Source organism: Castellaniella hirudinis (assembly GCF_047468865.1).
GTDB classification, from domain to species: Bacteria; Pseudomonadota; Gammaproteobacteria; order Burkholderiales; family Burkholderiaceae_B; genus Castellaniella; species Castellaniella hirudinis_A.
This window is the reverse complement of the sequence record NZ_JBLGTV010000006.1, coordinates 153,840-174,005: the sequence shown is the minus strand read 5'-3', so window position 1 is coordinate 174,005 and position 20,166 is coordinate 153,840. Positions and strand designations below refer to the sequence as shown.

Annotated in this window: 18 protein-coding genes and 1 pseudogene; 7 read left to right on the top strand and 12 right to left on the bottom strand. The window is 66.3% G+C overall.

Features of this window, described 5'->3' with window-relative positions; all coding sequences use genetic code 11:
* Positions 1-4: 4 nt before the first annotated feature.
* Complete coding sequence (cysS, locus tag ACMHYJ_RS09880) at positions 5-1,450, bottom strand: cysteine--tRNA ligase (RefSeq protein ID WP_414245998.1); 1,446 nt, start codon at positions 1,448-1,450, stop codon at positions 5-7.
* A 143-nt stretch (positions 1,451-1,593) separates the two neighbouring features.
* On the opposite strand from cysS, the gene ACMHYJ_RS09875 reads away from it, so the two are divergent.
* From ACMHYJ_RS09875 to ACMHYJ_RS09865, 3 genes are all read left to right on the top strand, one after another.
* A complete protein-coding gene (locus tag ACMHYJ_RS09875; RefSeq protein WP_414245997.1) occupies positions 1,594-2,238 on the top strand; it encodes a hypothetical protein in 645 nt (214 codons plus the stop codon).
* A 151-nt stretch (positions 2,239-2,389) separates the two neighbouring features.
* Positions 2,390-2,899 carry a peptidylprolyl isomerase gene (locus ACMHYJ_RS09870; protein WP_414246036.1) on the top strand — a complete coding sequence of 170 codons (510 nt, stop codon included), beginning with the start codon at positions 2,390-2,392 and terminating at the stop codon, positions 2,897-2,899.
* A 58-nt stretch (positions 2,900-2,957) separates the two neighbouring features.
* On the top strand, positions 2,958-3,701 hold the full coding sequence (locus ACMHYJ_RS09865) for a UDP-2,3-diacylglucosamine diphosphatase (RefSeq protein WP_414246035.1): 744 nt from the start codon (positions 2,958-2,960) through the stop codon (positions 3,699-3,701).
* 83 nt (positions 3,702-3,784) lie between these two features.
* Here ACMHYJ_RS09865 and ACMHYJ_RS09860 read toward each other — a convergent pair whose 3' ends face one another.
* Positions 3,785-5,365: a TerC family protein gene (locus ACMHYJ_RS09860; protein ID WP_414246034.1), complete on the bottom strand. Its 1,581-nt coding sequence runs from the start codon at positions 5,363-5,365 to the stop codon at positions 3,785-3,787.
* A gap of 13 nt (positions 5,366-5,378) precedes the next feature.
* Positions 5,379-6,161, bottom strand: coding sequence for an inositol monophosphatase family protein (locus tag ACMHYJ_RS09855; RefSeq protein ID WP_414245996.1), 783 nt, complete (start codon positions 6,159-6,161; stop codon positions 5,379-5,381).
* 39 nt (positions 6,162-6,200) lie between these two features.
* On the opposite strand from ACMHYJ_RS09855, the gene ACMHYJ_RS09850 reads away from it, so the two are divergent.
* Positions 6,201-7,040, top strand: a complete 840-nt coding sequence (locus tag ACMHYJ_RS09850; RefSeq protein ID WP_414245995.1) for an RNA methyltransferase — start codon at positions 6,201-6,203, stop codon at positions 7,038-7,040.
* A pseudogene (gene cysE / locus ACMHYJ_RS09845) lies at positions 7,033-7,542 on the top strand (serine O-acetyltransferase); the annotation flags it as partial. The gene ACMHYJ_RS09850 and the pseudogene cysE, both read left to right, overlap by 8 nt.
* A gap of 524 nt (positions 7,543-8,066) precedes the next feature.
* Here the strand turns inward: cysE and ACMHYJ_RS09840 are convergent.
* From ACMHYJ_RS09840 to ACMHYJ_RS09805, 8 genes are all read right to left on the bottom strand, one after another.
* Positions 8,067-8,927, bottom strand: a complete 861-nt coding sequence (locus ACMHYJ_RS09840) for a mechanosensitive ion channel family protein (protein WP_414245994.1) — start codon at positions 8,925-8,927, stop codon at positions 8,067-8,069.
* A 642-nt stretch (positions 8,928-9,569) separates the two neighbouring features.
* Entirely contained in the window at positions 9,570-10,637 is a 1,068-nt protein-coding gene (locus ACMHYJ_RS09835; RefSeq protein WP_414245993.1) for an ABC transporter substrate-binding protein, read from the bottom strand.
* Positions 10,622-11,806 carry an NAD(P)/FAD-dependent oxidoreductase gene (locus ACMHYJ_RS09830; protein WP_414245992.1) on the bottom strand — a complete coding sequence of 395 codons (1,185 nt, stop codon included), beginning with the start codon at positions 11,804-11,806 and terminating at the stop codon, positions 10,622-10,624. The genes ACMHYJ_RS09835 and ACMHYJ_RS09830 overlap by 16 nt, the downstream gene beginning before the upstream one ends.
* The gene (locus ACMHYJ_RS09825; RefSeq protein ID WP_414245991.1) at positions 11,799-13,229 is read right to left on the bottom strand and encodes an NAD(P)/FAD-dependent oxidoreductase; all 1,431 of its coding nucleotides are present in this window, start codon (positions 13,227-13,229) and stop codon (positions 11,799-11,801) included. Before ACMHYJ_RS09825 ends, ACMHYJ_RS09830 begins: the two co-directional genes overlap by 8 nt.
* Complete coding sequence (locus ACMHYJ_RS09820; protein WP_414245990.1) at positions 13,226-13,531, bottom strand: (2Fe-2S)-binding protein; 306 nt, start codon at positions 13,529-13,531, stop codon at positions 13,226-13,228. Before ACMHYJ_RS09820 ends, ACMHYJ_RS09825 begins: the two co-directional genes overlap by 4 nt.
* Positions 13,532-13,545: 14 nt before the next feature.
* Complete coding sequence (locus ACMHYJ_RS09815; protein ID WP_414245989.1) at positions 13,546-14,340, bottom strand: ABC transporter permease; 795 nt, start codon at positions 14,338-14,340, stop codon at positions 13,546-13,548.
* A 5-nt stretch (positions 14,341-14,345) separates the two neighbouring features.
* Complete coding sequence (locus tag ACMHYJ_RS09810) at positions 14,346-15,200, bottom strand: ABC transporter permease (RefSeq protein ID WP_414245988.1); 855 nt, start codon at positions 15,198-15,200, stop codon at positions 14,346-14,348.
* Between the two features lie 2 nt (positions 15,201-15,202).
* Positions 15,203-16,267 (bottom strand): ABC transporter ATP-binding protein, encoded by a 1,065-nt coding sequence (locus tag ACMHYJ_RS09805; protein ID WP_414245987.1) that lies wholly within the window; start codon positions 16,265-16,267, stop codon positions 15,203-15,205.
* Between the two features lie 234 nt (positions 16,268-16,501).
* Between ACMHYJ_RS09805 and ACMHYJ_RS09800 the strand changes: the two genes are divergently transcribed.
* Positions 16,502-17,362 carry an IclR family transcriptional regulator gene (locus tag ACMHYJ_RS09800; RefSeq protein WP_414245986.1) on the top strand — a complete coding sequence of 287 codons (861 nt, stop codon included), beginning with the start codon at positions 16,502-16,504 and terminating at the stop codon, positions 17,360-17,362.
* 118 nt (positions 17,363-17,480) lie between these two features.
* Complete coding sequence (locus tag ACMHYJ_RS09795) at positions 17,481-19,055, top strand: serine hydrolase (RefSeq protein WP_414245985.1); 1,575 nt, start codon at positions 17,481-17,483, stop codon at positions 19,053-19,055.
* 23 nt (positions 19,056-19,078) lie between these two features.
* On the opposite strand, the gene ACMHYJ_RS09790 is transcribed toward ACMHYJ_RS09795, so the two are convergent.
* Positions 19,079-20,146, bottom strand: a complete 1,068-nt coding sequence (locus tag ACMHYJ_RS09790) for a 5'-methylthioadenosine/S-adenosylhomocysteine nucleosidase (protein ID WP_414245984.1) — start codon at positions 20,144-20,146, stop codon at positions 19,079-19,081.
* Positions 20,147-20,166: the final 20 nt, after the last annotated feature.

Below are 20,166 nucleotides of genomic sequence, written 5' to 3'. Positions count from 1 at the left end.
CGGCCTATACCCGCCGCCATTGCGTGGCGCCGCCCGCCACGTCGGCCAGTTCGACCCCCTGGCCGCGCAACTGGTCGCGGATCTGGTCGGCCCGGGCGAAATCGCGGGCCGCCTTGGCCTGGCTGCGTTCGGCCAGCAGGGCCTCGATGGCCGGCGCCGGCAACAGATCCGCCACGGGCGGCGCATCCGACAGGAAACGGGTGGGCGATTGCAGATAGACCCGGGGGTCGGCCTGCAGCAGGCCCAGCACGCCGCCCAGGGCGCGCAGCAGGCCGCTGGCCCGGGCATCGGCATCGCGGTTGGCCTGGCCGGCCAGATCGAACAGGACGGCCACGGCCCCTGCCGTGTTGAAGTCGTCGTCCATGGCGTCGCGGAACGCCCGGGCCGGCGGCGTGTGCCAGTCTACCTGGATATCGGCGGGCGGGACATTGAGCAGGGCCTGGTACAGGCGATCCAGCGCATGCTGGGCATCCTGGAGGTTGTCGGGCGTGTAGTTCTGCACGCTGCGATAGTGGCTGCGCACCAGGAAGAAACGCAGCATTTCGGATTCGCGGGGATTGGCGGCGTAATCGGCCCGGTCGTCGGCGGCGCCTGCCGCCACGGTGTCGCGGATGCGGCGGAAATTGCCCAGGGACTTGGACATTTTCTCGGCGTCCACCATCATGGGGCCGCAATGCATCCAGGTGGTGGCCAAGGTGCCGCCAAAGGCGCCTTCGCTCTGGGCGATTTCGTTTTCGTGGTGCGGAAATTTGAGATCGGGCCCGCCGCCGTGAATATCCAGCGGCATGCCCAGCAGGGCGCGGCTCATGGCGGAGCATTCGATGTGCCAGCCCGGGCGGCCCGGGCCGTAGGCGGAATCCCAGCGGCTGTCGGCGGGCTCGTCGGGCTTGGCGGCTTTCCAGAGGACGAAATCCAGGGGGTCTTGCTTGCCGGCGGCCACGGCGATGCGTTCGCCCGCGCGCAAGTCGTCCAGCGATTTGCCCGACAGCTTGCCGTAGCCGGGAAACTTGCGCACCGAGAAATTGACGTCGCCGTCGCCGCCGCGATAGGCCAGGCCTTGGTTTTCGAGGTGGCGGATGATGTCGAGCATGCCCGCCACGTGCTCGGTGGCGCGCGGCTCGGCGTCGGGGGCCTGAACCCCCAGGGCTTTTTCGTCGGCCCGCATGGCGGCGATGAAGAATTCGGTGAGCGTGCGGATGGGCACGCCGCGTTCCACCGCCCGGCGGATGATCTTGTCGTCGATGTCGGTGATGTTGCGGACATAGCGCACCTGGTAGCCCGAGGCCCGCAGCCAGCGCTGCACGACGTCGAAGCTGACCAGCATGCGCGCATGGCCCAGGTGGCAGAAGTCGTAGACGGTCATGCCGCAGACGTACATCCGCACCACCCCGGGTTCTGCGGTCCGCAGCGGCGTTTTCTGGCGCGAAAGGGTGTTATAAATGTGCAGCATGTCGAGCAAATTAAAGTCAAGCCAACCCTGTCCGCCGGACAATCCGGCGACGCAAGGGGATGTAAAATGAACTGCCAAGTATACCGTCTGCCGGCCTTGTCCCCTAAACCCTTTGTCAAACCTTTTCCTGGGCGTTGTGTGCCGTGACCCGCATTTTTTTCACTGTTCTGGCCTTGTGCGCCGGCCTGGCCGCCTGGCCCGCGCATGGCGCCCCCCCCGATACTACAGTGTCCGGGGCCGCAGTCCAAGGGCTGTCGTTCGACCCGGCCACCGGCCAGTTCACCGAAGTCCCGCCCCCCGATGGCGGCTGGCAGGCCTTCGCCGCCCTGCTTGAAAAAGCCGCCCCCGCCACCAACACCGCGATTCCACTGACTCCCGCGCAACTGACCAGCCGCATCGCCCACCTGATCGACACCGGCCACGCCCAGGACGCCCTGATTCTGATCGGCCAGCGCGAACAGGCCCTGGCGGCGGCCGCCCCGCTGGGCGACGATGTCCAGCTGATGTACCAGAAAGGCCGCGCGCTCGGCGCGCTGGGCCGACATGATCAGGCCATCGCGCTCTGGCAGGCCATGACCGAAAACTACCCCGAGCTGCCCGAACCCTGGAACGCCCTGGCCGTCGAATACGCCGGCCAGGGCCAACTGCAACTGGCGCGCAACGCCCTGAACATGGCCCTGACATCCGACGCCCAATTCGCCCCCGCCCTGGAAAACCTGGGCCACGTGCAGATGGCGCTGGCCCAGGAAGCCTTCGCCAAGGCGCGCGCGGCCCAGGGCAACCATTGACTATTTTTCTTACAATCCCATGCACATGATTTCTTTGTCGCCGCGCCTCCTGCCCTGGATGCGCGTTTTCAGCTTCGGCTGCGCCCTGGTTCTGGCCTCCGGCCTGGCCAGCGCCGCAACGCCGTCCACCCACACTACCCAAGGCCAAGCCATGAGCACAAATCCGCAGGTCAAACTCCACACCAACAAGGGCGACATGCTGATCGAACTGGATGCCGACAAGGCCCCCAAGACGGTCGAAAACTTCCTCAGCTACGTCAAAGACGGCTTCTACGACGGGACGGTTTTCCATCGCGTCATCAATAATTTCATGATCCAGGGCGGCGGCTTCGAGCCCGGCATGAAACAAAAGCAAACCCAGGCGCCCATCGAGAACGAAGCCAACAACGGCCTGAAGAACGACCGCTACACCCTGGCCATGGCCCGCACGGCCGACCCGCATTCGGCCACGGCCCAGTTCTTCATCAACGTTTCGGACAACGACTTCCTGAACTTCACTTCGCCCACCCCCAATGGCTGGGGCTACGCGGTGTTCGGCCGGGTCATCGACGGCACGGACGTGGTCGACGAGATCAAGAAAGTCAAGACCGGCAGCAAGGGCTTTCACCAAGACGTCCCGGTGGACGACGTCGTCATCGAATCCGCCACGATTGTCGAATAACTCCGCGCCGCGGGGGCCGGCCAGCGGGGACGCCCCCGCCGTGCCGCCCGGCCAGGCGCTGTGGCTCGCCGCCGACATCCACCTGGGCGCGGAAGTCCCCCGAACCAATCGCGCTTTCTACGATTTCCTCGCGCTGGCCCGCCGGCAGGCCCAGGGCCTAATCCTCTGCGGCGATATTTTCGATGCCTGGATCGGCGACGACCACGCCTTGAACCACCCGCCCGATTGGTTGGCCGAGGCGCTGCGCGAACTGCGTCTGACGGCCCAGGCCATCCCGCTGTGGCTGATGCACGGCAACCGGGATTTCCTGCTGGGGCCCGCCCTGGCCGAGGCGCTGGGGGCCCGGCTGGCGGCCGCGCCGCTGCGCCTGGACACCGCCGCCGGGCCCGTCCTGCTGGCGCACGGCGATGAATACTGCACGGACGATGTCCAATACCAGCGTTTCCGGGCCGTCGTCCGCACCCGTTGGGTGCAGCATCTGTTCCTGGCCCTGCCCCTGGGCCTGCGCCGGGCCATCGCCCGCCGGGCCCGGGCGCACAGCCGCCAGGCGCACGCCGGCAAGCCCCCGCGCATCATGGATGTGAACGCGACCGCGGTGGCCCAGGCCCTGCGGGCGGCGGACTGCACGGTGCTGATCCACGGCCATACCCACCGGCCGGCCATCCACGCCCTCCGCTTCCATGGACGGGACGGGCAACGGTTCGTCCTGCCCGACTGGGAGTTCGACCATGCCCAGCCGCCGCGCGGCGGCTGGATTTCCCTGGACGGCCAAGGCATCCAGATGCACACCTGGCCGGCCTGAGCGCAGGCGGCCGGGACAACGGGCGGCCGGGAGAAGCCTGCGGACCCCCGCGCGCCCTGGCAATGCCCCGCTCGGCCCCGTCGTCAGCCCAATGACTCGGCTTCCGGGGCGGCGGCAGGCAGCAGGCGTTCGATCTGGACGGCGGCGATGCGGCGGCCTTCCAGCGCGGCGATCGTGAAGCGGAACGCGTCGTAGTCGTGCACCAGTTCGCACTGGTCGCCGACATCGGGCAGGCGGCCGAAGCGACTGAGCAGATAGCCCGCCATCGTGGAGTATTCCTCGTCCTCGTCGACCAGGCCGTCGGTATGCAGCAGCTGTTCCAGGTGGTGCAGGTCGGCGGCGCCATCCACGCGCCAGCGGCCGTTGCCCTGGTCGATGATGTCGGGGGCCTCGTCCTCGTCGGGGAACTCGCCCGCGATGGCCTCGAAGATATCAATGGGCGTCACGACCCCCACGATGGATCCGAACTCGTCCGCCACCAGCACCAGCAGGCCGTGCGAACGCTTGAGGGTTTCCATCAAGGGCAGGATCTGAATGGTTTCGTGCACGATGATGGGTTCGCGCAGCCGCGTTTCGCGGATGCCGCCGTGCTCGATGATGTCCAGCAGGAGTTCCTTCGCCCGCCCCACCCCGACGACTTCGTCCAGCGTGCCCCGGCACACCGGGAAAAAACTGTGCGGTTCGCGGATGAGCTGTTCGCGCAGTTCATCGACCGGGGCCGCCAGGTTGATCCAGGACACATCGGTGCGCGGCGTCATCACCGAATGCACATTGCGGTCACTCAGCGTCAGCACGCCGCTGACCATATTGCGTTCTTCATCGCCAAAGGCCGGCGCGGACTGCGACTGCAGATCGTCGGCATCGGGTTCCGGCGGGCCCGCCAGGGGCCTGCGCCCCAGCATCAGCAGCACGGTCTCGGCGGTGCGCTCACGCAAGGGACGGCGCATCTCCGCCCGGCGCACATTGCGCTTGGCCCATTGATTGAGGGCCTCGATGACCACCGAGAAGACGATGGCCGCATACAAATAGCCCTTGGGCACCGGGAACTTGAAGCCATCGGCCACCAGCGAAAAGCCGATCGTCAGGAGGAAGCACAGACACAGGATGACGACGGTCTGGTGGGCATTGACGAAGGCCGTCAGCGGCTTGGAAGCCACCAGCATGATGGCCATGGCGATGATCACCGCCGCCATCATGATGAACAGATGATCGACCATCCCCACCGCGGTGATCACCGAATCAATGGAGAAGACGGCGTCCAGAATCACGATCTGGGTGACGATGACGGCGAAGCCGGCATGGATGCGCGCCCCGGTGGCATGCTGGGTGCGGCCCTCGATGCGGTCGTGGAGTTCGAAGGTGCCTTTGAACAGCAGGAAGAACCCGCCGATGATCAGGATGATGTCGCGCCCGGAAAACCCCATGTCGCCGACGTGGAACAGCGGGGCGGTCAGGCGGATCAGGTGGGACATCACCGTCAGCAGCAGCAGGCGCATCAGCAGGGCCAGGCCCAGCCCCAGCACCCGGGCGCGGTCGCGCTGCTTGGGCGGCAGTTTATCGACCAGGATGGCGATGAACACCAGGTTGTCGATGCCCAGGACGACTTCCAGGACAACCAGGGTGAGCAAGCCCACCCATGCCGCCGGATCCTGCAGCAGTTCTATCATGGATTCCATGTCAGGCCGGCAGGTGCGCCATCATCTGGGTGAAAACCTTCGGCGTGCCCGCCAGCACATTGCCCGATTGCAGCCAGCCCTGTTCGCCGTGGAAATCGGCGATCAGGCCGCCGGCCTCCAGCACCAGCAGGCTGGCCGCCGCCATGTCCCAGGGTTTCAGGCCCACGCCGCAAAAGCCGTCCAGACGCCCGCATGCCACCCAGGCCAGGTCCAGCACGGTGGAGCCGGTGCGCCGCGCCGCCGCGCAGTCGGCCAGCAGCGGGACAAAAGGCGACCCCGACGGCAGCGCGGTGGATTGCGGGATATGCGACGCCAGGAGGGCCTCGTGGTAGCGCAGGCAAGACGACACCCGCACCCGGCGGTCGTTCAGGAACGCGCCGCTGCCCCGGCTGGCGGTGAACATTTCGTTGCGGGTGGGATCGAAAATAACCGCATGCGCGGCCACCCCGCGATGCATCAAGGCGATGGACACCGCATAATGCTGAAAGCCGTGGATGAAGTTGGTCGTGCCGTCCAGCGGGTCGATGATCCACTGGAATTCGGGCTCGTCGCTGCCGTCCGGGGCCTTCAGCACGCCGGATTCTTCACCCAGAAAACCATGATCCGGGTAGGCTGTGCGTAAAATGTCGATGATGGATTCTTCGGACGCGCGGTCGACTTCGGTGACGTAGTCCTTGGGGCCCTTGCGCGCCACGTTCAGGCGTTCGAGATCCAGGCTGGCGCGGTTGATAATGGCGCCTGCGCGGCGTGCCGCCTTGATGGCGGTGTTAAGCATCGGGTGCATAAATTTCCAAAGATCACAGGTAACAAGCTGCTATTTTAAATGACTCTACCAGTTTCCTCCGATTCGCCTCAATCCGGGGCGGATTTTTTCGCGCGCGTGCGCTTCGTCATGGTCAGCCCCAGCCATCCCGGCAATGTCGGATCCGCCGCGCGGGCCATCAAGACCATGGGTTTTCAAGCCCTGCATTTAGTCACCCCAGGGACGCCGGACGTGCTGCGGCACCCCGACGCCGTGGCCCTGGCCAGCGGGGCCACCGACGTCCTGGCGCACGCCCGCCTCCACGACAGCCTGGCCGATGCCCTGGCCCCCGCCACCCTGGCCTTCGCCCTGACGGCCCGCGCCCGCGCCCTGGGCGCGCCGCCCTGCGACATCCGCGAGGCCGCCCAGCAGTCCGCCGCGGCGCTGGCCCACCCAGACGCCGAAATCGCGCTGGTGCTGGGCACCGAACGCTCGGGCCTGTCCAACGACGACATCCTGCTGTGCCAGCAGGTATGCCACATTCCGGCCAATCCGGCCTATAGTTCGCTCAATGTGTCCCAGGCGCTGCAACTGGCGGCCTGGGAAATGCGCTACGCGCTGCTGCCGGCCAGCGGCCAGCCCCGGCTGCCCGACACTCGCGGGCGCCATGACCCCGGCGGCGATCCCGCAGGCAATGGGGCGATCCAGGCCATGCTGGCCCACCTGGAACAAGCTCTGGTCGCGGTGGAATTCCTCGACCCCGCCCACCCCAAGAAACTGGTGCCGCGCATGCGCCAGATGCTGACCCGCAACCACCTGAGCGCCGACGAAGTCGACATGCTGCGCGGCCTGTGCACCGCGATGCTGCGCACCGCGCGCAAGGCCCATCCCCAAGACCCCGATCAAAGCCACCATGTTTGAACAGCTACGCGAAGACATCGCCTGTATCCACGAACGCGACCCCGCCGCCCGCAGCCGCATCGAAATCCTGACGTGCTATCCGGGCCTGCACGCCATCCTGATCCACCGCCTGGGCCATCGCCTGTGGCGCGGCGGCTGGTACTGGGCGGGCCGCTTTGTCTCGCACCTGGGCCGCTTGCTGACGGGGATCGAAATCCATCCGGGCGCCGTCATCGGACGGCGCGTGTTCATCGACCACGGCTTCGGGGTCGTGATCGGCGAAACCGCCGAAATCGGCGACGACTGCACCATCTACCAGGGGGTCACCTTGGGCGGCACCCGGCTGTACAAGGGCGAGAAACGCCACCCCACCCTGGAAACCGGCGTGGTGGTGGGCGCCGGCGCGCAGATTCTGGGGGGCTTTACCGTGGGCGCGCACGCCCGGGTGGGATCCAACGCGGTGGTGATCAAGCCCGTCCCCGCCGGGGCGACCGCCGTGGGCAATCCGGCGCGCATCATCCTGGCCGAAGACCATCAGGACGACGGGCACGCCCAGGCGGCGGATCGGGCGCCCGCCGCCGATGCCGAAACACCGGCCGGCGGCGAAGCGGCCCGCCGGCCGGCCCGTGCCGGCCAGAGCGGCGCGCCCGAGCCGGCGGCGGGATCGGCGGACGACGCGCCGGCGCGACCCGCCCCGGCCGCCGGCCCGGGCGGCGACGGCCTGCCCTGCCAATCCGACTGGGCGGCCCAGCCGCTGCAAGCCTTGCTGCAGCGCGGCCAGCAGCCGGATGCCGCCACGCGGCCCGCGGACGCGCAGGCGGACGATGATTTCGCCCCCTATGGGGTGGGCCGCTCGGACGACGACCCCCTGGTCAAGGTGCTGCACGAACTGATCAACCACACCGCCCAGCAGGACGCCCGCATCCACCGCCTGTGCCAGGCCATGGAAGACCTGGGCCAGCGCATAGAAAACGGCCAGCACCCCCTGGACGCCGAACGGCTGAACCGGATGGTGGAATAGCGCGCCGCCGCCCGGCGGCGCGGGGCTCAGGCCTCGTTGGCGGCCGCGTCTTTGTCGGGCGCGGCGGCGTTGTCGGGCGCGGTGCGCACTTCGCGCAGCGGAATCGGGCTGCGCAGGCCTGCGCGGCGCAGCGCCTGCGGGGCTTGGCGCTGCAGGTCGAACAGCAGATCCCAGTACTTGCCGGCCTGGGCCCAGGCGCGGATATTGAGCATGATGGTGCTGTCGCGGTATTCCATGACCATGACCTGGGGCGCGGGATCGCGCAGGACGTCGGGGTGCCCGGCCGCCAGGCTCTGCAGGGCCGCCAGCGCGGCTTCCAGGTCATCGTCGTAGCGCACCGCCACCATCAGATCCAGGCGACGGGTCGCGTTGCGGCTGTAATTGACGATCGGGTTGCCCCACACCAGCGAATTGGGCAGCAACAGGTGGATGCCGTCGAACTGCACAAGACGGGTCATGAACAGGCCGATTTCATCCACAGTGCCCATGCCCTTGCCTTCGACCGAAACGAATTCTCCCGCCCGCACGGGCCGCAGAACCAGCAGCATGATGCCCGCTGCGAAGTTCTGCAGCGTCCCCTGCAGCGCCAGGCCGATGGCCAGGGCGGACGCCCCCAGCATGGCGACCAGGCTGGCGGTCTGCACCCCCAGGCGCGCCAGGACGGCCAGGAGCACCACGATGCGCACCGCCCACACCACCACGCTGCACACGATCGGCACCACGGTGGGGTCGATCCGGCTGGAACGCCGGGCCAGGCGCCGCACCCAGCCGCCCAGCAGATTGGCGGCCATCCAGCCCACCACCAGGATGGCCAGGGTCACGGCCAAGTGCACCACGATCCCGCTGAGGTTCGGCAGGGTCGCCCAAAATGTTTGCAAGTCTTCCATGGCGTCGGTTCATCCTTGATTGAAACCATCCCATTTTACCGTGGCCCGCTTATCCACCCGGATTGTGGACAATCATTGGGACAAGCGTTTAGCTATTCAGTTTTATATTTTGAAATCAATCAGATAAACACGCAGATCAAAGATTGACCACTGACTTTATCGCCGGGCCGACACGACTTATCCACGCAAATTGTGGATAAGCCCATGGATAAACCAAGGGTTATCCCTGGTTTCCATCTGAGATCAAAGACTTAGGATCAGTGGTGCAAAAAGGCCCCCACGCCGCACGGGCTGCGCCCGCTTGCTGTCCACCTCGTGGCTTGCAAGCCACTCGGATGCGCCAGGCGTGCATCCGTCTTGGAACCGATGCACGTCCGGGCTTATCCCCCAAGGGGGCTGTTTTTGCCTTGGGGCGGCCTGGCGGCACAGCCCAGTCCGCAGCGGATTGGTCTGTGCCGCCGGGCTTGTCCACAGCTTCTGTGGACAAAACCTGGGATAAGGTGCGGGCATCTCCAGGGTCTTCTATCAGATCAAAGACTTAAGAGGAAAGGATCAAAAGCGACCAGGCCGTCTGGGGCGCCGGGCCGAGCGGCCAGCGGCATCCCGGCGCGCCGGGCGCGGGCTGCCGCCCGGACGCGCCGGTTATTGCTCGACCGTGCGATTCCAGCGCGTATTCCACTCGGGGCGATGCTGATTGATCTGGTCCCAGTCCAGCACGACGGCGTGCGCCACCGCCGTCTTGAAGTCCGCCAGATATTTCTGCTGGGCGGCATCGCCGCCCTTCGCATTGGGATTGGACGGCACGTTGCCGCTATGCTGCAAGGCCAGTTCCTGCGCGGGGGCGGACAGCAGATAGCTGGCCAGCGCCTGAGCCAATTTGGGCTGGTTGTTGCCGGCAATCACGCATTCGCCCACCGACAACAGCACCGGGCCTTCTTTCGGGGCCACGAACCCGAAAGGCTGCCCGCGATCGGCCAGCCGGGCCACGGCGGTGAACGTCAGCGGAAAGATGCCCGCCTCGCCGGTTTGCACCATTTCGGATATTTTCGACGAATTGGAAATGTATTCCAGCACATTGCCGCCGATGGCGTCATTCCACCGCTCGAAGCCTGGATTCACATCCTGCTCCGTCCCACCCTGAATGCGGTTGAACATCAAGAAAGCATGCAGTCCGTATGAACTGCTGGGCATGGACTGCATCACCACCTTGCCCTTGTATTTCGGATCCGCGAAATCCGCCCAGGACGTCGGCGGCGCCCAGCCCTGGTCGGCGAACATCTTGGTGTTGTAGGCCACGCCAGTCAGGCCCATGTCCACCGCCGCCGCCATGTCGTCCTTCATCCGCGCCGTGGGATACAGCTGGGACAGCGCTTCCGAAGGTTCCAGCTTTTCGCACAAGCCCATCGAAATGGCCCGGTACATGACGCCATCATCCAGGAACATGACGTGCATCTGCGGGTTGTCCTTGTAGGCCTGCGCCTTGGCCAGCACATCGGCGGACGTGCCGGGCACCACCACGACCTTGACTCCATGCTCTTTTTCAAACGGCGGGAAGACATACTGGGTAAAGGCGCGCTCCATATCGCCCCCGTTCATCCCGATATACAAAGTAGCCTGGTCGGCCTGCGCCCCGCCCGCCCAAGCGGCCAGCAAAGTGGCGGCAAGCAGGCTACCGGCTTTCCTCGCGGTACGTTTCATTTGTGTAGACATATTGGCTCCTGTCCTCGCTGCCCGGCTATGTTCAAGGCCGGTTCGAGCTGCCGGGACTGAGCCCCGAACCGGCGGATATCAAAAGCGTCAAGGGGAATGCGCGCACGCCCTGCATGCACCAGGTCGGCCAGCGCCTCGCCCACCGCCGGCCCCAGCTGGAAGCCCGCGCCGGAAAAACCGAAGGCATGAAACAGGCCCGGCACCTGGTCGTCCGGCCCCAAGACCGGGTTGCCGTCATCGAAGCCGCCCTCGTAGCCGCTCCAGAAACGGATCACCTGCGCGTGCGCCAGCGCGGGAATCAGGCGGCCGGCCTCGCGCATCAGCGTATTGATCGCCCGCCCCCCCGGCCGGGCGAATTGGGTATTCGAGGCATAGCCCCGGCCGCCGCCGATGACGCAATTGCCGCGCTCCACCTGGCGCGCATACACCCCGCCACCCTGCATGCCCAGGCTGACGGTCATGAACAAGGGCAAAGGCTCGGTCACCATCATCAGCGGGTACAGGGCTGATTCAGGCACCTCGCGGCCGAACAGCCGGGCGATTTCGTGCCCCCACGCCCCCGCGCAATTGATGACGGACTCGGCCCGCACCCGCAGGCCCCGGTCGCAGACCAAGAGAAAGCCCGCCTCGGTTCTGGCGGCTTGCAGCACCCGCGTCTGTTCGTGGACTTCCGCGCCCGCGCGGCGCGCGGCCTGGGCCAGGGCGGGCGACACCAGCCGGGGATTCGCATGACCGTCCTCGGGGCACAGCGAGCCGCCGACGAGCGTCTGATCCAGCCATGGAAATTGCCGATGAAACGCCGGCCCCGACAGGAGGCGCAGGTCGAGGCCAAAGCCCCGGCTGGTCTGCCGGTAGGCTTCCAGCGCGGCCATGTCCGCCGCCGTGCGCGCCAATTTCAGATGGCCGGAACGCACATATTCGCCCTCTATGCCGGCCAGTTGCCGGATATCGCGCCACAGCGCATGCGCCCGCTGGCTCAGGGGCAATTGATCGAGCGACCGCCCCTGCCGCCGGACGCCGCCGTAATTGACGCCGCTGGCCTTGGAGCCGCACAGCGCGGCCTCCAGCAAGATCACCGAATGGCCCAGACGGCGCAGGAACAGCGCGGCGCAGGCCCCCATGATGCCGCCGCCGACAATCGCCACATCGGCGGCCCGCGGATCAGTCATCGTCGGCCTCCCCGGTCGATTCCCACGGCTGTGGCGCAGGGGCCAGCCCCATGACCAGCGGCTTGACCGGCGGCTGGCTGCGCAGGCAGCCCACCGCCCGGAGGTCGACCCCCGCCGCCTGCGCCACGATCTCTGCCGCCGCCATGCCGCACATCCGGCCCTGGCAGCGGCCCATTCCCACCCGCGTCAAGGCTTTGACCCGGTTGATGTCCTGCGCGCCGGTTTCCCGCGCCACGCGGCGGATTTCCCCCGCCGTGATTTCTTCGCAGCGGCAAATCACCAAAGTGTCGTCCGCTTGGGCGGCCCAGTCCTGCGGACAAGGGAAAGCCTGTTCCAATGCGCGGCGCACCCCGGCCAGGCGCTTGCGCCGCCGCCCACAACGCTGGATCGACTGCGGGTCGGGCGCGTGGCCCGCGTCGGCCAGCAGGGCCAAGGCCGCCTGCCGCCCCCGTATGCCGGCGGCTTCGGCCCCTTCGATACCCGCCCCATCGCCCGCCGCATAGACCCCCGGGCGCGACGTCCTGCCCATGTCGTCCAGGACGGGCAGCCAGGCCCGGGAACGCTCATCGAACTGAAAAGCGCAGCCCAGCAAACTGGCCAGCTGGGTTTCCGAACGCAGGCCATAGGCAAAGCCGATGGCATCGCAGGGGGTTTCCCGGCGGGTGGCAGCATCGCCCGCCCGAGCCTCCCAGACCAGCGACTGGACGCGCGCATCCCCGCGCGCGGTCACCAGCCTGGCCCCGGTGTGCACCGGAATTCCACGCGCCCGCAGCCCGCCGACATACCACAAGCCTTTGGCCAACAGACCCGGACTGGCGGCCAGCCCGGGCACGGCGCGGACTTGATCGAGAAAACGGGATGAATCCAATACGGCCCGCACCCGGACACCGGCTTTTGCGTACTGCCAAGCCACCAGATAAAGCAAAGGGCCCGTGCCCGCCAGCACCACCGTCTGGCCGATGACGCAGCCCTGGTACTTCAGCGCCACCTGCGCCCCGCCCAGGGTAAACACCCCGGGCAGCAGCCAGCCGGGAAAAGGCAGAGTCCGGTCGGTGGCGCCCGTCGCCAGGATCAGATGGCTGAACGTCAGGCTGTCCAGCCCCGTCGGCGACTGGAAATGCACGGTGCGATCCTGGATGTCCCACACCAGCGTTTGCGGCCGGTAGTCCGCCAGGTCCGCCAGGCGTTCGCCCAGTTGATGCGCCGCCCGGGCCTGGCGCGCATCAAAACCATATAGCGCCCTGGCATCGCGGCGCATGCCCGGCGGTGCCTGGCGGTAAATCTGCCCGCCCACCGCAGGTGCCTCGTCCAGCAGCACGGGCCGCAAGCCATGCGCCGCCAGCGTCTGCGCCGCCGCCAAGCCGGCGGGACCCGCGCCGATGATCACGGGCACGCACCGGCCCGGGGCGTCCGGGGGCGTCATGCGACCTCCGGGGGCGTGGTCCGCAGCGCCATGCCGGGCTGGACCAGCGTGGTGCAGGCGCGCACTCGGCGGCCATCCTGCAGCCAGAGCCAGCAATCCTGGCAGGCTCCCATCAAACAGAATCCAGCACGCGGCCCGCCGGAAAACTCGGTATGCCGCAAAAAAGCCTGCTGGCTCAGCACGGCGGTGAACACGGTGTCGCCCGCCAGCGCCGTGCACGGTTCGCCATCCAGCAGAAAACCGCACACCGGCCGATCCTGCTCGGCGACGCGGCGCAAAAGAGGAGAAAGCTTCGACATCATCCCGGCATCCCCGCTCAATGGCGTCCCACAAGGACCTTGTCCAGGCCGTACACGCGATCCAACACCAGCATCGCCACTGCCGTCAAGGCAATGACCACGGCGGAGACCGCCGCCATCATGGGGTCGATGGACTCCGTGGCGTACAGGTACATGCGCACAGGCAGCGTCACGGTCGCGGGCGAAGTGACGAAGATCGACATATTCAGTTCATCGAAACTGTTGATGAAAGCCAGCAGCCAACCACCGGCCAGGCCCGGCAGGATCATGGGCAGCGTCACTTTGAAGAAAACAGCCGTCCGGCTCGCGCCCAGCGACAACGCCGCATGTTCGATGCTGCGGTCGAACCCGACCAGCGCCCCCAGCACCAGGCGCATCACATAGGGCGTGATCACCACCACATGCCCCAGCACCAGCCAGAAGAACGACCCCGTCTGGTTCAACAGCGCGAAGAAACGCAGCATGGCAATCCCCAGCACCAAGTGCGGAATCATCAAGGGCGACAGGAACAGGCCATTGAGAAAGTCGCGCCCCGGAAACTGGTGGCGCGCAATGGCCAGCGCGGCGGGCGCCCCGAGACACACGGCCAGCGTGGCCGACAGAAAGGCCAGCCACAGGCTGATCTTGAACGCCTGGACAAAGCCGCCATGATCGAAGATGGCGCGAAACCAACGCAGCGAAAACTGCGTGAATGGCAGCGTGAGCGTGGGTTCGGGCGTGAAGGCGACCCAGCAGACGATAACCAGGGGCGCCAGGATAAACGCCACCACCAGGGCATGGAACATCAATGCGAAAGGCCCGTTTTTCATCATGGCATTCACCCCAGGCTGCGCTTGTAGACACCTTCGACGAGGCGTCCGTAGGACATCATGATGAGCACGTTGGCCACCAGCAGCAGCATGGCGATGGCGGCCCCCAGCGGCCAGTTCAGCTGGATCAGGAACTGGTCGTAGACCACCGACGCCGCCATTTTCTGGCGGCTGCCGCCCAAGAGCGCCGGAATGGCGAAAGAGCTGGCGGTCAGCCCAAAGACAATCAGGCTCCCGGACAGCACGCCGGGCAGCGCCTGGGGCGCCACGATCTGCCAAAACACCCGCGCCCGGCTCGCACCCAGGGAATACGCCGCCTGCTCGGCCGAGGGATCGGCTTTTTGCAGCGAGGTCCAGACGGGGATGACCATGAAGGGCAGCATGACGTGCACCAGCGCGATGATGACCGCCGTGGGGGTATACATGAGCCGTCCGAACCCAAGCCACCCGGCCAGCTGGCCCAGAACCCCGGCGGGATTGAGCAGAATGGTCCAGCCAAAGGCGCGCACCACCAGCGACACCAGCAAAGGGGAAAGCACCAGCAGCAAAAAGACAGAATTCCAGGGCCTGCGCATGCGGCTGAGAATATAGGCCTCCGGCCCGCCGATCAGCACGCACAGCAGGGTGGTCACCACCGAAATCCACAACGTGCGCCAAAAAATCCTGAGGAAATAGTCATCGGTCACAATGGTCAGGTAGTGTTCGACGGTGTACCCCGGCAAAATCCCCTGCTGGTAATCGTACTGATGAAAAGACAGCATCAGGGTCAGCACCAAGGGGATCAGCACCAGCAGCGCAAACAGCGCCCCCAGCGGCAGCGCCCCCACCCCCCTCAGCAAGCCCCGCGATCCAGTGATCTTCATAGTCAGGCCTCTGCGGAAAGCACACGGACGGCATCGGGCAACCAACCCAGGCCCACACGGGCGCCAACCTCGACTGCGGGCCGACCATCGTTTGTCACCACAACCGTGACCGGGCCCAAGGCGGAATCGATTTCATAAAGCCACTGACTGCCCAGGAAATAGCGGGCGCGCACAAGGCACGCGGGCAGTTGGGCCGCCGCCTGCGTCAAATGCAGTTTTTCGGGGCGCAGGCAGACCTGCACCGCATCCCCGCCGGCAAAGGCCCCGGCCGGCACGCCGGACAGCTCGAAGTCGATCTCGCCGCAAGACACCACCGGTTGGCCGTCGCGTTGCCGGTAGACGCCCTCGAACAGATTGGCCTTGCCCACGAAGCCGGAAATGAAGCGGGAGCCGGGATGTTCGTAGATGCGGTAGGGCTCGTCGACCTGAATGGCGCGGCCGTCTTTCATCACCACGACCCGGTCGCTGGTGGACATGGCCTCGGATTGGTCGTGCGTCACCATCAGCGTCGTCGTGCCCACGGCCCGCTGGATACGCCGCAATTCGTACTGCATTTCCTCGCGCAGCTGCGCATCCAGATTGGAGAGCGGTTCATCAAGCAACAACACCGGCGGTCGGATGACCAGCGCCCGGGCCAGGGCGACGCGCTGGCGCTGCCCGCCGGACAGCTCGCGCGGATAGCGTTCGGCATAGGGTTCCAGCTTCACCAGGCGCAGCGCCTCGGCAACCCGGGTCTGCTGTTCGGCACGCGGCACTTTGCGGACGTCCAGCCCGAAGGCCACATTGCGCGCCACGGACATATGGGGGAAAAGCGCATAGGTCTGAAACACGATGCCCAAGCCCCGCGTGTTCGGCGCCGCATGGGTGATGTCCACCCCGTCCAGCATGATCGACCCGCGCGTCGGGTCGGTCAGCCCGGAAATCAAGTGCAGGGTCGTCGTCTTACCGCACCCGGAAGGCCCGAGCAAGGATACGAATTCGCCCTGCTCGATGCTGAGGTGCAGGTCGGACACGACCTGCAGCGCGCCGTAGCTTTTTGAAACGCCGATCAAATCGAGGAAAGACATGCGGGCTCCTGGTTGACGGGGGGCCGAGGGCTGCCGCGACAATCGCGCCGGGGCACGAAAGACGCCACTCTGGTATCGAGTCTAGTGAGCAATTCATTCGAGCGTCAATTGGATTTTACAAATAACAAAATTAATTTTTAATTAATTTCATTAAATGGAATATTTGTTGACATAAATATTTATTTATTCTAAAAAACAGAAAATCAACGATTTATTTTTTATAGGAATGTCCGTATGGCCAAAAGCCTGGAAACCCGCCCGCCCGCCCAGTCGGCCGGGCCTTCCGGTTCGCTGTCCCGCGGGCTCGCCATCGTCCGCATCCTGGCCGAGGCACCGGACGCCGGCCTGCGCCTGAAAGAAATCGCCAGCAAAACCGGCATGGCCCAGCCCACCGCGCACCGGCTGCTGAAAACCCTGATGGATGAAAACGTCGCCGAACAAACCGCCTCGGGCAAGGCCTATCGGCTGTGCGTGGCCTTCTACGCGCTGGCCGCGCGCGCCGGCTGCGGGTATTCCACGCTGCGCGCCCTGTGCCATCCCGCGCTGTTGCGCCTGTCGGGCGTCTTGAACGAAACCGTCTTCCTGATGGTGCGCAGCGGCTTCGACGTGCTGTGCTTCGACCGCGTGGAAGGCCCCCTGCCCATCCGCTCATATACCAGCGACATCGGCGGACGCATTCCCCTGGGCCTAGGCCAGGCCGGCACCCTCATCCTGGCCCTGCTGCCGCCACAAGAACAAGAAGAAATCATCCGTTTCAACACCCCCCGGCTGCGCCACCTGGGCTTTATCGACGAAGTCCACCTGCGCGCGCAAATTGCCCAGGCCAAAACGCAGCACTATGCCGTCAGCCAGGGCCAGGGGCTGATTCAGGGCATGGGCGGCGTGGCGGTTCCGATCACCGATATCAACGGCCGCACGGTCGCCGCCCTCAGCATCGGCACACTCAGCGAACGCCTGAACGACGAACGCCTGCCGCACGTCCTGGACATTCTGCAACGCGAAGCGCAAACCATCAGCCGGCAGATCAACCCCTTCGATCCCGCCCTCGGACGCCCCGCCCATTACCTGGGGCCCGCGCATGCGCCAAGCCCTTGACGGCCGGCAACATCCGGCATGCCCGCGCCCCGGCGTTACAAAATAAACGTGCGGCGGCGTTTTCAGCCTCAATTAAAATAGCCGCCATCGCTCCACGCCTCTTTCGGGCCATACCACCATGCCAACCCCCCGCCTGCGCATCTTGTCCATCGCCATCGTCCTGCTGAGTCTGGCGGGATGCGACAACGGTTCCTCCTCGGTGGCCGACGGCGCCGCACCCGGCCCCATCCCCGCCAGCCACGTCACCCAGGCTGTGGCCCAGTTGGACAACATGGCCGCCGAGGTCATGCGGCGATCCGGCATCCCAGGCATGGCCGTCGCGGTGGTGCACCAGGGTAAAACCGTGTACGCCAAGGGTTTCGGGGTGCGCCGCCTGGGCGACAGCGCGCCCATCGATGCCGACACCGTGTTCCAGCTGGCTTCCTTGTCCAAGTCCATCGGGGCCACCGTGGTGGCCAGCCAGGTGGGCAAGGGGCTGATCACCTGGGATACGCCGGTCGTCAGCCAACTGCCCTGGTTCGCCCTGCACGACCCGGATGCCACGCGGGCAGTCTCGGTGGGCGATCTGTACGCCCACCGCGCCGGCCTGCCCGAACACGCGGGCGACGACCTGGAAGAACTGGGCTATTCCCGCCAGCACATCCTGGAACACCTGCGCTACCTGCCAACCGAACCGCTGGGCACCCACTACGCCTATACCAATTTCGGGCTGACCGCCGCCGCTCTGGCGGTCGCCCAGGCCGCCGGCACCGACTGGGAAACCCTGTCCCAACGCGAAATCTACCAACCGCTGGGCATGCTTTCCACCAGTTCGCGCTTCAGCGACTTCATGGCCCGCGAAAATCGGGCCAGCCCCCACATCCTGGTCAACGGGGTGTTCGCCCCCAACCCGCGGCAGCGCCAGCCCGACGCCCAATCACCGGCGGGCGGGGTCAGTTCCAGCGTCCAGGACATGGCCCGCTGGATGAACCTGGTGCTGCACCAGGGCCGGGTCGACGGCCGCGTCCTGGTGCCCGCAGCCGCCCTGCAACCCGCCCTGAGCCCGCAATACACGACCGCGCCGCCCAGCGACAGCAACCCCGCCAGCGGCGCCTACGGCTACGGGTTCAATGTCACAACCCAGGCCGACGGCCGCATCCGCTACAGCCACTCAGGGGCTTTCATCCTGGGGGCGGGCACCAATTTCAACCTGCTGCCCGACGCCGACACAGGCATTGTCGTACTGACCAACGCCCGGCCCGTGGGGGCCGCCGAAGCCCTGGGCATGATGTACATGGATTGGGTTCAGCACGGAAAGGTCACCCGCGACTGGCTGGCCGGCTACGAGGCCGTGTTCGCCCAGGAACTTGCCCCGTTCGGGCAGTATGCGGGCCAGGCCTTCCCGGCCCGGCCCGTCCCGCCGCGCGCCTTCAACGCCTATACGGGCGCTTACGCCAACGACTACTATGGCACGGCCCGCATCACGGAAACCGCCGGCCGGCTGACGATGGCCATCGGGCCCGCCGGAGCGGAACAAACGATTCCCCTGCAACACTGGGACGGCGATGTGTTCGTCTATCCGGTGGACGACGAGATGGCCAGCCCCGGATCCCGCTCCGCCGTGCGCTTCGACATCGGCCCCGGCGGGATCAGCAACCGCCTGAGCATCGAACTCTACGAAAAGAACGGGCGCGGCACGCTGGATCGGCGCTGACGGCCCCTTGCGCGAACGGGTGGCTAATCCTGCGACGGCCAGGCCCGCAGGAAAGCCAGCAGCACGTGGGCGGCATTGTCGGCGGCGATCTGCATGAACACCTGCATTTCGTTTTCGCCCGCCCCGCCCCCGGCCAGATCGCTCAATGAACGGAACGCAATGAACGGCACCTGGTTGCTGTAGGCCACCATGGCGCACGCGGCGCTTTCCATATCCAGCACATTGGCCTGGAAAACCTCGTGGGCGTAGCGCCGATAGGCCGCGTTATCCACGAACGCCTGGCCGGACACCCCATTGCCCCCCACCACCAGGCGCGGCGTCCGGCTGACGCACTGGCCGGCGGCATCGCAGGACTTCAACGGCACCCCTTGGATGCGGCGGGCGACCGCCAACATGGCCGGATCGGCTTCGAACCAGAATTTTTCCTGAAAATCCGGCTGCCCCGGACGGCGCACGCGGACAGCGCGCGGCTGCATCATGCCATAGGGCGCGAACTGGAATTGCCCCTTGGAGGCCGGGGCCTGGAAGCGGCCCGGCGCGGTTTCACGCATCATGACGACTTCCAGATACTGGCCCCAGCGCTGCGGCACACTGACATCGCCCAGATGCAGGTCCGGGTTGACCCCGCCGGCAATCCCGCTGAACACCAGACGGGTCACCTGGAAGCGGTCGAACAGCAGCTGCGTATTCATGGCGGCATTGACCATGCTGATGCCGCTGAGTAGCAAGACCACCGGCTGGGATTCGAGTTCGCCGGTGGTGAACACCACCCCGTTGACCTGATACGTGCGGGCATTTTTCACACGCTGGCGCAGCAGGGCAAGCTCGGGCGCAAACGCCGACATCACGGCAATCCGGGGGGTATCGTCCAGCCGGCCCGATGCGGACACCGCCGGGGACGCGGCGGCAGCCGGCGCGGGAACCGCCGCCAGGGCGGGGGCTGCGACCGGAGCCAGCCCCGTGTCCGGGACAGCCGCCCCGCTGGTGCGCACAGGCGCCGACCCACAGGCCGCCAGCGCCCCGGCCAGCACACCGGCGGCCAGCATGCGCCCCCAAGGCGCAAAGCCGCTTTTCAGCACATCAAATGGCATGAAGCACATATAAGCCCCTG

Coding starts and splice junctions, on each gene's coding strand:
- cysS (WP_414245998.1), bottom strand. CDS start 1,450: ATGCTGCACATTTATAACACCCTTTCGCGCCAGAAAACGCCGCTGCGG.
- ACMHYJ_RS09870 (WP_414246036.1), top strand. CDS start 2,390: ATGAGCACAAATCCGCAGGTCAAACTCCACACCAACAAGGGCGACATG.
- ACMHYJ_RS09855 (WP_414245996.1), bottom strand. CDS start 6,161: ATGCACCCGATGCTTAACACCGCCATCAAGGCGGCACGCCGCGCAGGC.
- ACMHYJ_RS09850 (WP_414245995.1), top strand. CDS start 6,201: ATGACTCTACCAGTTTCCTCCGATTCGCCTCAATCCGGGGCGGATTTT.
- ACMHYJ_RS09840 (WP_414245994.1), bottom strand. CDS start 8,927: ATGGAAGACTTGCAAACATTTTGGGCGACCCTGCCGAACCTCAGCGGG.
- ACMHYJ_RS09835 (WP_414245993.1), bottom strand. CDS start 10,637: ATGTCTACACAAATGAAACGTACCGCGAGGAAAGCCGGTAGCCTGCTT.
- ACMHYJ_RS09830 (WP_414245992.1), bottom strand. CDS start 11,806: ATGACTGATCCGCGGGCCGCCGATGTGGCGATTGTCGGCGGCGGCATC.
- ACMHYJ_RS09825 (WP_414245991.1), bottom strand. CDS start 13,229: ATGACGCCCCCGGACGCCCCGGGCCGGTGCGTGCCCGTGATCATCGGC.
- ACMHYJ_RS09820 (WP_414245990.1), bottom strand. CDS start 13,531: ATGATGTCGAAGCTTTCTCCTCTTTTGCGCCGCGTCGCCGAGCAGGAT.
- ACMHYJ_RS09815 (WP_414245989.1), bottom strand. CDS start 14,340: ATGATGAAAAACGGGCCTTTCGCATTGATGTTCCATGCCCTGGTGGTG.
- ACMHYJ_RS09810 (WP_414245988.1), bottom strand. CDS start 15,200: ATGAAGATCACTGGATCGCGGGGCTTGCTGAGGGGGGTGGGGGCGCTG.
- ACMHYJ_RS09805 (WP_414245987.1), bottom strand. CDS start 16,267: ATGTCTTTCCTCGATTTGATCGGCGTTTCAAAAAGCTACGGCGCGCTG.
- ACMHYJ_RS09800 (WP_414245986.1), top strand. CDS start 16,502: ATGGCCAAAAGCCTGGAAACCCGCCCGCCCGCCCAGTCGGCCGGGCCT.
- ACMHYJ_RS09795 (WP_414245985.1), top strand. CDS start 17,481: ATGCCAACCCCCCGCCTGCGCATCTTGTCCATCGCCATCGTCCTGCTG.
- ACMHYJ_RS09790 (WP_414245984.1), bottom strand. CDS start 20,146: ATGCCATTTGATGTGCTGAAAAGCGGCTTTGCGCCTTGGGGGCGCATG.